This is a genomic window from Flavobacterium sp., assembly GCF_028712645.1.
Taxonomy (GTDB): Bacteria; Bacteroidota; Bacteroidia; order Flavobacteriales; family Flavobacteriaceae; genus Flavobacterium.
This window is the reverse complement of record NZ_JAQTPQ010000121.1, coordinates 1-10,705: the sequence shown is the minus strand read 5'-3', so window position 1 is coordinate 10,705 and position 10,705 is coordinate 1. Positions and strand designations below refer to the sequence as shown.

Here is a 10,705-nt window from a genome sequence, read left to right as displayed (position 1 = left end):
TTCAAATATAAATTATATAATGTTTGAAAAGTGATTTTTGATTTACCAATTTCGTTAGCTTTGATATAACTTTTTTCGGCAGATGCATATCTTTTGAAATATTCGTCAATTTGTCCTTTAGATAAATAACCATCAACAGGTGATAATTTATATAATTCATTCGAATACTGAATCGCTTTTGACTCACTACCACCTACAATCCCTGGCAATTGAATGTATATCATAACCAAAGCCCAACGTGCTTCGATGTGTTTTGGGTTCAATTCTATTGCTTTTTCGAATGATTCTTTTATTTCACCAATCATTCCAAGCGCCTTAAATTTATTAGCTTCCTTAGCTTTCATCCCCAAAGCTCCTCCGTACTTAAAATAATAATTGGCTTCGCTAGGTTTTAATTGTTTTAGCTTTTTATAATAAACTAGTGCTTTATCCCAAGATTTATTGCGAGCTGCAATATCTCCTAAAAACTCAATAGATTTCAAATTAGAAGGATTTTCTCTTAGCAAATTTTCGAAAATAGACTGAGCTTGTTCATATTTCCTTTCTTTAAAAAGCTTTTCTGCTTTATCAATATCTGTTTGAGAGAAAATTAATAGTGGGAATAATATGAGAAATATCATTTGTTTCATCTTCCAAAAATAAAGAATTTTTAAACGAATTGACCTATTTATTTTGGCATAAAACTACCAAAATCTTAATACTAAAGAAACATTATCCTAACATTGCCCCCTTATTTTTGTAAAAACTGATTATGAAAAGAAAAAGAAAAATTCCTTTAGTAGTAATAAGCGATGTGCATTTAGGAACTTACGGCTGCCACGCTGAAGAATTACTCCAATATCTCAAATCTATTCAGCCCAAAACTTTGGTCTTAAACGGCGACATTATCGATATGTGGAGTTTTAGCAAACGCTATTTTCCGATTGCTCATATGAATGTATTGAGACAAATTATAAAAATGTCGAATCTAGGAACTCGCGTAATTTATATCACTGGAAACCACGATGAAGCATTAAGAAAATATACCGATTTTATTTTAGGAAATTTTGAATTAGTCGATAAATTAATTTTAGAATTAGACGGTAAAAAAACTTGGATTTTTCACGGGGACGTATTCGATTCTTCCACGCAAGGATATGCAAAAATATTAGCGAAACTGGGCGGAAAAGGGTATGACTTATTGATTTTAATCAACAGTCTCATCAATTGGATCTTGGTAACTTTAGGAAAAGAGAAACGAAGTTTTTCTAAAATGATTAAAGACAGCGTAAAAAAAGCGGTTTCTTTCGTGTCTAATTTTGAAACTACAGCCGCCGAAATTGCCATACAAAAAAAATACAGTTACGTGGTTTGCGGTCACATTCATAAACCACAAATGAAAGAAGTTACAAACGAACACGGGAAAGTAGTGTATTTAAACAGTGGCGATTGGATCGAAAATCTAACTGCATTAGAATATAAAAAAGAGAAATGGTCGATTTATCACTATAAAAAATCAGACTATTTGAACCACGAAACCCAAGAAGATAAAATCATCAATGACATTGTTGACAAAATTTTATCGTAAAAACAAGTTCAACAGAATAGCTTTCAGTTAAACAATAAACAATGAAAATATTTTACGCCATACAAGCCACCGGCAACGGTCACATTAGCAGAGCTATGCAATTGCATCCGTATTTGCAAAAATTTGGAACTGTAGATTACTTTTTGAGTGGCAATAATGCTAGCCTCAATATTGATTTACCAGTAAAATTCAAAAGCGAAGGTTGTAGTTTGCATTACAGCAAATGTGGCGGATTGAATTATTGGGATATTGCCAAAAATATTCAACCCATCCAAATGTATAAAGATGCTAAATCATTACCGCTTAAAGATTATGATGTAATCATAAATGATTTTGATTCCATCACTTCGTTGGCGTGTAAATTGCAAAAAGTACATTCAGTTCAATTTGGACATCAAGCTAGTTTTATTTCAGAGGCAACTCCAAGACCAGAAAAAAAGAGTATTATGGGTGAAATGATTCTTAAACATTATGCACCTTCTCCAAAAAATATAGGATTGCATTTTGAAAAATACGATTCTTTTATTCATCCCCCGATAATCAAGGATGAAATAGTAAATGCCGAACCAAAAAATCTGAATCACATCACCGTTTATCTACCTTCTTTTCAAAAAGATTGTTTGGAAAAAGCATTCAACAAACTATCGGGAGTACAATTTCATTGGTTTTTGAATGATGTAGAATTCAAGCACACTGTGGGTAACATTACCTATTTTCCTGTAAATCAAAAACAGTTCAATGAAAGTATGATTAATTGCCACGGCATCATTACTGGAGGCGGATTTGAAACTCCAGCCGAAGCTTTATATCTTGGAAAAAAAATACTCAGCATTCCAATTCGTGATCATTATGAACAAGAATGCAATGCTGCGGCATTAAAGAAAATGGGGGTTCCTGTTGTATATGAAGTGGGTGATAATTTTGATGAAATTATCGAAAATTGGCTGAATACAGCAACACAATATCCGACTATTCAAGCCAATAATATTCCCGAAACTTTGCAGTTTTTGTTTGACACTTACGAGCATAAATAAATTAAAACAAACAATAAAGGGTTCTATTTCTAGAACTCTTTATTGTATAAACTAATATTTTTTAGTCATTCAACATTTTCCAAAGTTTGTCTTTCAACTCCGATAAACCTTGTTGTGCGACGGATGAAATAAATAGATAAGGAATGCCTTTAAATTCTTTGTCCAACTGCACTTTCAATTCCGCCTTGAGTTCATCATCCAGCATATCACATTTAGAAATTACCAATAGACGCTCTTTATCAAGCATTTCGGGATTGTACTTGGTCAACTCGTTGACCAAAATATCATATTCTCCTTTAATATCTGGCGTATCTACAGGAACTAAAAACAGCAAAGTTGAATTTCTTTCAATATGTCTCAAGAAATAATGTCCAAGACCTTTTCCTTCGGCAGCACCTTCTATAATTCCAGGAATATCAGCAATAACAAAGGATTGAAAATCACGGTAAGCAACTATTCCAAGATTAGGCTTCAAAGTGGTAAAAGGATAATCGGCAATTTTTGGCTTAGCCGAAGTCAAAACCGACAATAAAGTTGATTTTCCAGCATTTGGAAAACCTACTAAACCAACATCGGCCAAAACTTTTAATTCTAAAACAACATCCATTTCTACTCCAGGCAAACCTGGTTGGGAATATCTTGGTGTTTGATTCGTTGAACTTCTAAAATGCCAGTTTCCTAATCCTCCTTTTCCTCCTCGAGAAAGAATTTGTTTTTCACCATCTTCGGTAATTTCGAATAAAGTTTCTCCCGTTTCTTTGTCTTTCACAACGGTTCCTAATGGCACTTCAATGAATTTATCTTCACCATCAGCACCTGTACTTCTGTCTCCACCACCATCGCCACCGTGACCCGCTTTGATATGACGTGCAAATTTTAGATGAAATAAAGTCCAAAGACCTTTATTTCCCACCAAATAAACGTGACCTCCACGACCACCATCACCACCATCTGGACCACCTTTCTCAATAAATTTTTCTCTATGCAAATGCGTAGATCCTTTTCCCCCTTTTCCGGATGAAACAAATATTTTTACGTAGTCTACAAAGTTACCTTCTGTCATTTTTTTTTTGTTTAAAGTTTAAAAAGGTTTAAGAGTTTAAGGGTTTAAAGGTTTAAGAGTTTAAGGGTTTAAGGGTTAGCTGAATTTCCAACTAACTTTCAACAATATTAAACTTTTAACTACTAAACTACTTTAAACTCTTAAACTTTTAAACCAATTTTTAACCCTTTATGGCTTTCACCATCACTTTATCAATCTTCACGCCATCCATATCAATGACTTCTAATTCAAATTTTTGCCAAATCAACTTCTCTCCTTCTTTTGGAATATGAGAAAGTTCAGTCATTATTAATCCACTTACAGTTGTCACTTCGTAATCATTAATTAATTCATCCAATTCGAAATAAGTCAAGAAATCGTGCAACGAATAATGTCCGTCAACTAACCAAGTCCCATCTCCTCTTTCAATTAAATGAAATTCATCTTTGTAAAATTCAGATGCATCTCCCACCAAGGCTTCCAAAATATCATTCAAGGTAATAATTCCCTGAAAAATTCCATATTCATCAGTAACAAAGGCGTAATGTATTCCTGATTTCTTGAATTTCTCCAATGCCTTGTATGCAGTAGTGTGTTCCATCATAAAAGGGGCTTCAGTCATAATATCAGCCAAATTGAAATTGTCATTTTCAAAATGAGCAAAAATATTTTTCAGGTTAACCACCCCAACAATATCATCGTGATTTTCTCCATAAACTGGATAAATTGAATGCAATTCTTTAAGCATAAATTCCCTAACTTGACTTTTAGTCGAATGCAAAGGCAACAATATCACCGATTTTCGATGCGTCATCAAGGAATTTATTTTTCGGTCACCAATATGAAAAACGCGCTCCACAATATCTTGTTCGATTTCTTGAACTTCGCCAACTTCGGTTCCTTCCTTTATAATTGCCTTAATTTCCTCCTCCGTGACTTTGCCGTCAGCAGTAGGTTTTATTTTTAGAATATCCAATAAAAAATCTGTCGAATGCGTTAACAACCATATAAATGGCGCAGTAATAATCGAAACTATTTTCATTGGAAAAGCAACTGCTTTTGCAATCGATTCTGGATAATTTAATCCAATTCTTTTAGGTAATAATTCGCCTAAAACTAAGGAAAAAAATGTCAAAATAACCACAACTATCGCAACCGCAATTGTATGAGAAAATGGTCTCAATACTTCAAAAGCATTAATAAAACTCTCTACATCCGTGGTTATTTTTTCGCCACTATAAATACCCGTAAGAATCCCAATAAGTGTTATCCCAATTTGAACTGTCGACAAAAATTTATTGGGTGAATTAGCTAAATCGAGCGCAATTTGGGCATTTTTATTGCCTTTTTTAGCGGCACTTTCCAATCGATTTTTCCTAGCTGAAATAAGTGCGATTTCTGACATAGAAAAAACACCATTTAGGAGGATTAGAAAAAATATTATTAGAATTTCCATAATTATTTAGAAACTTATGTTCCCTATAAACTTTCAATTACAGCACTAAGACGCTTCGTAATTTCGGCAATTGAACCAATCCCATCAACAGGATAAAACTTGTTTTGTTTAATGTAAAACTCCATCAAAGGTGCTGTTTTTTCGTTGTATTCTTGATAACGATTTCTGATTTTTTCTTCGTCTTGATCATCTGGTCTTCCTGAGGTTTTTCCTCTTTCCAATAATCGTTGGATAAGGATTTCATCATCTGCTTCCAATGCAACTGTAGCTGTAACTTCCCATTTTTTAGTCGCTAGAAAAGCATCTAAAGCTTCGGCCTGGGCTAAAGTTCTTGGAAAACCGTCAAACAAAAAACCTTTTGTATCTGGATTTTTATTTACAGTATCTTCAAGCATTTTGATAGTGACTTCATCAGGAACTAAATCGCCATTATCCATATAGCTTTTGGCTAATTTTCCTAATTCGGTTTCGTTTTTGATGTTAAATCTAAAAATATCACCCGTAGAAAGGTGTGTCAAATTATATTTTCCTTTCAAAAATTCAGCCTGAGTTCCTTTTCCCGCTCCTGGTTTCCCAAATAAAACAATGTTAATCATGTTGTAGTTATAAGTTGTAGTTGTGTTATTCGCTTAATTGATATATTTCTGGTAAATTTCTTCCCAAACCATCGTAATCTAATCCAAAACCAACGATAAATTTATTTGGAATTCTGATTCCAACATAATCTATTTTAATTTCTTGTTTGTAAGCTTCTGGTTTAAAAAACAACGTGGCAATTTTGAAATGTTTTACATTTTGTTTCTTGAATAATTCTTTTAAAGCTAACAAAGTATTTCCTGTATCAACAATATCTTCAATGATAACAACAGTTCGTCCAGTTAAATCTCGATCCAATCCTATTAATTGTTTCACATCGTTTGTTGAAGTAGTTCCTTCGTAGGAAGCCATTTTTATAAAACTTACTTCACAAGGTGATTTATAATGTTTCATAAAATCAGAAACTACCATAAAGGCACCGTTCAAAACACCTATAAATATTGGTGTTTCATCAGCGAAATCATCTTCTACAAGCGCAGCTATTTTTGCAATAGCAAAGTCTATTTCTTGTGCTGAAATAAACGGAACAAATTTTTTATCGTGTAATTGTATCACTTTTTTTCGATTTAAAAATAATTGACAAAGATAGGGATTTCACTTTTGACAATTGACAATTGATTTGTACTTTTAAATCAAATTTAAAAAGGATGCCCACTGATTTTGAAAAAACAATTGATTCTGTCACAGGACTTAGGGCAAACCGAAACAAATATGCCAATGAAATCCTTGAAAACTCAAGCCTTTTTCCTGAATTAATTCAACTTTGCTTTCAAGCATCTTATAAAAACTCAGCAAAAGCCTGTTGGATTTTAGAATTAGTGTGCTATGAAAAACTGGAATGGTTTCAAGAACATTTGGATTTTTTATGTTGCAATATAAAAGATATAACCGACAAAAGTGCGATTCGTGCTCTATCTAAGATTTGTATGTTAATAACCAATTCGCATTTCAATAAAGGAGCAATTCAACTCAATGAAAATCAATTACAACAAATTACAGAAAGTTGTTTTGACTGGTTGATATCTGACACCAAAGTTGCTTCAAAATGTTATTCAATACGCACTTTGCACCTTTTAGGAAAGCATTTTGGCTGGATTTATCCTGAATTAAAAATCATTTTAGAAAAGGATTACATCAATCATTCAGCAGCATACAAAGCCGTTGGCAGGGAAATTTTGAAAAAAATTAACAAACAGAAATAATTAATTTACGTACATTTGTAAAAACTTTACGTATATGAATACTAAACTCACTTTGTCGTTAGAAAAAAAAGTCATTGAAGGTGCAAAAATCTATGCTAAAGGAACCGGCAGAAGTTTGTCTGAAATGGTGGAAAATTATTTTAAAAGTTTGATATCAAACCCAAATAATGATATAAACAACGAGGATGCATTTGAATCTAGGATAAAAAAAATTACTGGTATCGTAAATTTACCTCCTGATTTTGACGAAAAGAAAGCTGTTCAAGAATATTTAGAACAAAAATATTTAAAATGAAGCACGCTTTTTTAGATACCAATATTTTAATGGACATTTTAGCAAATAGACAGCCGTTTTATAAATCATCTTCAGAAATTTATAAACTAGGTTTGAGTAAAAAAGTTCTATTTTACACCTCATCAAATACAATAACTACGTTACATTATTTATTGAGAAAATTTATTGAAGAAGATAAAATAAGAATGGCTTTAGATGAAATTACTAATGCAATCACTATTATTCCTGTAGATATAACCATTATAAAAAAAAGCCTCAAATCCAGTCATAAAGATTTCGAAGATGCCATTCAAATTACGGCTGCACAATCAATAAACACAATGGATTGTATAATAACAAGAGATTTGAAAGATTTTAAATTTTCAGAAATCAACGTTTTCACTCCAGATGAATTTTTAAATACAATATCTAAATGAACTATTTCTCTTCCAATTTTAAATTAGGCATTCTTGGCGGCGGACAACTCGGCAAAATGCTGTTGTTTGACACCCGAAAATTTGACATACAAACTTACGTATTAGATCCAAGTGATGAAGCACCTTGCAAAATCGCTTGCAATAAATTCTTTCAAGGCGATTTAATGGATTTTGAAACCGTTTATAATTTTGGCAAACAAGTCGATGTTTTGACTTTCGAAATTGAATTAGTCAACCTTGAAGCATTGGAAAAACTGGAAAATGAAGGTAAAAAAGTATATCCTTCGCCAAAAACCTTGAAATTAATTCAAAATAAAGGAATTCAGAAAAACTTTTATTTAGAACATAATATTCCGACCGCACCTGCCAAAACTTTCAAAAATTTGAAAGAATTAGTAGTCGAAATTGTTGACTCTAAATTGAATATGCCTTTTGTATGGAAATGTACTGAGTTTGGTTATGACGGTAATGGTGTAAAAATCATTAGGACGCTACAAGATTTAGACCATCTTCCCAATGTAGAATGTATTGCCGAAGAAATGATTCCTTTCAAAAACGAATTGGCCGTTATCGTTTGTCGTAATCCTTCTGGCGAAATCAAAACCTATCCTGTGGTGGAAATGGAGTTTCATCCCGAAGCCAACCAAGTAGAATATGTAATTTGTCCAGCAAGAATTGACGAAAAAGTAGCCGAAAAAGCCAGAGCCATTGCCTTGAATGTTTCCGAAAAATTCAATCACGTGGGACTTTTGGCAGTAGAAATGTTCCAAACCCAAGAAGACGAAATCTTGGTAAACGAAGTCGCTCCTCGCCCACACAATTCAGGTCATTACAGCATCGAAGCCAGTTATACCTCTCAATTCGAAAACCATTTGCGTGCTATTTTGAATTTACCTTTAGGAAATACAGATAGCAAAGCAGCTGGAATTATGGTCAATCTTACCGGAGCCGAAGGTTTTTCGGGAGATGTAGTTTACGAAAATATTGAAAAAATATTAGGTTGGAATGGTGTAACGCCTCACATTTACGGAAAAAAACAAACCCGTCCTTTTAGAAAAATGGGACACGTTACGATTGTGAATGAAGACATCAATGAAGCCAGACGGATTGCAGAGGATGTAAAGAATACGATAAGAGTGATAAGTTAAATTGAATTTATAAAATGAAACAGCTTCTAATTTTTTTATTTCTATCCAATTTAGCTTTTGGTCAATCCAAAAAATTATCTGATGAAGATATAAATAATAGTGGAGCATCAAGAATAAATTTTATTGAGAATTGTAATGAAGTTGAAAAATTAGCAGAAATAGATATTAAAAACGAAACTATCATTTTGTTTCTACAAAGTGGTGAAGCTCCTATAATATATTATAAAGATGAAACCTTTAAAAAGAAATATAATGTATTTTTTTACGAACAAGGTTGCATTGGTTCAAATTGTACAAAAGAATACAATAAAATAATTTTCAATTACCTATTAAACAAATATGGTAAGAAATGGATAAAACAAATTAGAAAAGATGTTATAGGATTTAAAGATTGGAAGAAACAACTTTAAACCTTAAACTTTAAACAAAGATAACAAATGAACAAAGTAGCCATAATAATGGGAAGCATATCCGATATGCCCGTAATGCAAGAAGCCATCGACATCCTAAAAGGATTTGACATAGAAACTGAAGTCGATATTGTTTCGGCGCACAGAACTCCCGAAAAATTGTTTGATTTTAGCAAAAATGCCCACAATCGTGGTATTTCGGTAATTATTGCTGGAGCTGGTGGAGCAGCACATTTGCCTGGAATGGTCGCTTCAATGTCGCCACTTCCTGTGATAGGCGTTCCTGTAAAATCTAGTAATTCTATTGATGGTTGGGATTCGGTTTTATCTATTTTGCAAATGCCTGGCGGAGTTCCCGTGGCGACAGTTGCCTTAAACGGAGCCAAAAACGCAGGTATTTTGGCAGCCCAAATCATCGGAAGCCACAACAAAAGCGTTTTGGATAAAATCATTTTATACAAAACCGGATTGAAAGAAGCCGTAATCATCGCTTCTGAAAGCATAAAAAAATAAATAAATTAAACCATTAAGAGATTAAGGATCATTAAGAATTACAACTTAATTAGCTTAATCTCTTAATGGTTTAAAATTAAAAAACAAACCTATTAAGGTTTCAAAAACCTTGCAGAAAAAAACAAAACAATGAGCGTCTTAACACACCATTTCAATACCAAATACAATACTGCACCTTTTTCGCAGATAAAATTAGAAGATTACAAACCAGCTTTTATTGAAAATATAGCTGCTGCAAAAGCAGAAATTGATGCTATAATCAACAATCCTGAAACTCCAACTTTCGAAAATACTATCGAAGCATTGGATTTTTTAGGAAATGCATTAGATCGCTTGTCGTCAATTTTCTTTAATTTGAATTCGGCAGAAACTTGCGAAGAGATGCAAAAAATTGCTCAGGAAGTCTCTCCTTTGTTAACCGAATTCAGCAACGACATCACCTTAAACGAAGATTTATTCAAAAGAATAAAAGCCGTTTATGAGCAAAAAGACAGTTTGAATTTATCTCCAGAACAAGCAACTTTATTGGATAAGAAATTTAAAAGTTTTTCTAGAAATGGAGCCTTACTTTCAGAAGATAAAAAATTGAAACTTCGTGAAATCGACACGAAATTAGCCAAACTAAAACTGACTTTTGGCGAAAATGTTTTGGCAGAAACTAATGCGTATCAATTGCATATTACTAATAAAAACGACTTAAAAGGACTTCCAGAAGGAACTATTGAAGCCGCGAAATCATTGGCAAAAAGCAAAGAATTAGAAGGTTGGATTTTTACTTTAGACTACCCGAGTTATATTCCATTTGTGACTTATGCAGACAATCGCGAATTGCGTGCGGCAATGGCTATTGCTGCTGGTAAAAAAGCATTCCAAAACAACGAATTCGACAATCAAGAAATCACTTTAAAGATTGCCAAATTACGTTTTGAAAGAGCGAATTTATTAGGATATGCTACTCATTCGCATTTTGTTTTGGAAGAAAGAATGGCGCAAAATCCTGATAAAGTAAAATCGTTTTTGAATGA

The 10,705-nt window shown here is 32.9% G+C and carries 14 protein-coding genes; 9 read left to right on the top strand and 5 right to left on the bottom strand.

The genetic code is table 11. The features are described from left to right. On the bottom strand, positions 1 to 620 hold a 620-nt coding region (locus PHC28_RS10480), incomplete at its 3' end, for a tetratricopeptide repeat protein (protein ID WP_367278018.1). 131 nt (positions 621 to 751) lie between these two features. Between PHC28_RS10480 and PHC28_RS10475 the strand changes: the two genes are divergently transcribed. Next, complete coding sequence (locus PHC28_RS10475; protein ID WP_300099743.1) at positions 752 to 1,567, top strand: UDP-2,3-diacylglucosamine diphosphatase; 816 nt, start codon at positions 752 to 754, stop codon at positions 1,565 to 1,567. 41 nt (positions 1,568 to 1,608) lie between these two features. Continuing rightward, positions 1,609 to 2,601, top strand: a complete 993-nt coding sequence (locus tag PHC28_RS10470; protein ID WP_300099740.1) for a glycosyltransferase family protein — start codon at positions 1,609 to 1,611, stop codon at positions 2,599 to 2,601. Between the two features lie 61 nt (positions 2,602 to 2,662). Here the strand turns inward: PHC28_RS10470 and obgE are convergent, their stop codons facing one another. The 4 genes from obgE to hpt all read right to left on the bottom strand — a co-directional run bounded on the left by obgE (position 2,663) and on the right by hpt (position 6,251). Further along, positions 2,663 to 3,664, bottom strand: coding sequence for a GTPase ObgE (gene obgE / locus PHC28_RS10465; protein WP_300099738.1), 1,002 nt, complete (start codon positions 3,662 to 3,664; stop codon positions 2,663 to 2,665). Positions 3,665 to 3,824: 160 nt separating this feature from the next. Next, positions 3,825 to 5,099 carry a hemolysin family protein gene (locus PHC28_RS10460; RefSeq protein ID WP_300099735.1) on the bottom strand — a complete coding sequence of 425 codons (1,275 nt, stop codon included), beginning with the start codon at positions 5,097 to 5,099 and terminating at the stop codon, positions 3,825 to 3,827. Between the two features lie 23 nt (positions 5,100 to 5,122). Further along, positions 5,123 to 5,695, bottom strand: a complete 573-nt coding sequence (locus PHC28_RS10455; protein WP_300099732.1) for an adenylate kinase — start codon at positions 5,693 to 5,695, stop codon at positions 5,123 to 5,125. A 25-nt stretch (positions 5,696 to 5,720) separates the two neighbouring features. Beyond that, on the bottom strand, positions 5,721 to 6,251 hold the full coding sequence (hpt, locus tag PHC28_RS10450) for a hypoxanthine phosphoribosyltransferase (RefSeq protein WP_300099729.1): 531 nt from the start codon (positions 6,249 to 6,251) through the stop codon (positions 5,721 to 5,723). A gap of 92 nt (positions 6,252 to 6,343) precedes the next feature. Between hpt and PHC28_RS10445 the strand changes: the two genes are divergently transcribed. The 7 genes from PHC28_RS10445 to PHC28_RS10415 form a co-directional block, all read left to right on the top strand. Further along, positions 6,344 to 6,898, top strand: coding sequence for a hypothetical protein (locus tag PHC28_RS10445; RefSeq protein ID WP_300099726.1), 555 nt, complete (start codon positions 6,344 to 6,346; stop codon positions 6,896 to 6,898). 34 nt (positions 6,899 to 6,932) lie between these two features. Further along, the gene (locus PHC28_RS10440) at positions 6,933 to 7,193 is read left to right on the top strand and encodes a DUF6364 family protein (RefSeq protein WP_300099723.1); all 261 of its coding nucleotides are present in this window, start codon (positions 6,933 to 6,935) and stop codon (positions 7,191 to 7,193) included. After that, on the top strand, positions 7,190 to 7,609 hold the full coding sequence (locus PHC28_RS10435) for a PIN domain-containing protein (RefSeq protein ID WP_300099720.1): 420 nt from the start codon (positions 7,190 to 7,192) through the stop codon (positions 7,607 to 7,609). The genes PHC28_RS10440 and PHC28_RS10435 overlap by 4 nt, the downstream gene beginning before the upstream one ends. Beyond that, positions 7,606 to 8,757 (top strand): 5-(carboxyamino)imidazole ribonucleotide synthase, encoded by a 1,152-nt coding sequence (locus tag PHC28_RS10430; protein ID WP_300099717.1) that lies wholly within the window; start codon positions 7,606 to 7,608, stop codon positions 8,755 to 8,757. The genes PHC28_RS10435 and PHC28_RS10430 overlap by 4 nt, the downstream gene beginning before the upstream one ends. Positions 8,758 to 8,771: 14 nt before the next feature. Continuing rightward, a complete protein-coding gene (locus PHC28_RS10425; RefSeq protein WP_300099714.1) occupies positions 8,772 to 9,167 on the top strand; it encodes a hypothetical protein in 396 nt (131 codons plus the stop codon). 27 nt (positions 9,168 to 9,194) lie between these two features. Beyond that, positions 9,195 to 9,680: a 5-(carboxyamino)imidazole ribonucleotide mutase gene (gene purE, locus PHC28_RS10420; RefSeq protein ID WP_300099712.1), complete on the top strand. Its 486-nt coding sequence runs from the start codon at positions 9,195 to 9,197 to the stop codon at positions 9,678 to 9,680. Positions 9,681 to 9,809: 129 nt separating this feature from the next. Then, positions 9,810 to 10,705 (top strand): M3 family metallopeptidase (locus tag PHC28_RS10415; RefSeq protein ID WP_300099709.1); only part of this gene is annotated, 896 nt, incomplete at its 3' end.

Bases quoted from the DNA above. Each gene is read 5' to 3' on its own strand.
- PHC28_RS10475 (WP_300099743.1), top strand. From the start codon at position 752: ATGAAAAGAAAAAGAAAAATTCCTTTAGTAGTAATAAGCGATGTGCAT.
- PHC28_RS10470 (WP_300099740.1), top strand. From the start codon at position 1,609: ATGAAAATATTTTACGCCATACAAGCCACCGGCAACGGTCACATTAGC.
- obgE (WP_300099738.1), bottom strand. From the start codon at position 3,664: ATGACAGAAGGTAACTTTGTAGACTACGTAAAAATATTTGTTTCATCC.
- PHC28_RS10460 (WP_300099735.1), bottom strand. From the start codon at position 5,099: ATGGAAATTCTAATAATATTTTTTCTAATCCTCCTAAATGGTGTTTTT.
- PHC28_RS10455 (WP_300099732.1), bottom strand. From the start codon at position 5,695: ATGATTAACATTGTTTTATTTGGGAAACCAGGAGCGGGAAAAGGAACT.
- PHC28_RS10445 (WP_300099726.1), top strand. From the start codon at position 6,344: ATGCCCACTGATTTTGAAAAAACAATTGATTCTGTCACAGGACTTAGG.
- PHC28_RS10440 (WP_300099723.1), top strand. From the start codon at position 6,933: ATGAATACTAAACTCACTTTGTCGTTAGAAAAAAAAGTCATTGAAGGT.
- PHC28_RS10435 (WP_300099720.1), top strand. From the start codon at position 7,190: ATGAAGCACGCTTTTTTAGATACCAATATTTTAATGGACATTTTAGCA.
- PHC28_RS10430 (WP_300099717.1), top strand. From the start codon at position 7,606: ATGAACTATTTCTCTTCCAATTTTAAATTAGGCATTCTTGGCGGCGGA.
- PHC28_RS10425 (WP_300099714.1), top strand. From the start codon at position 8,772: ATGAAACAGCTTCTAATTTTTTTATTTCTATCCAATTTAGCTTTTGGT.
- purE (WP_300099712.1), top strand. From the start codon at position 9,195: ATGAACAAAGTAGCCATAATAATGGGAAGCATATCCGATATGCCCGTA.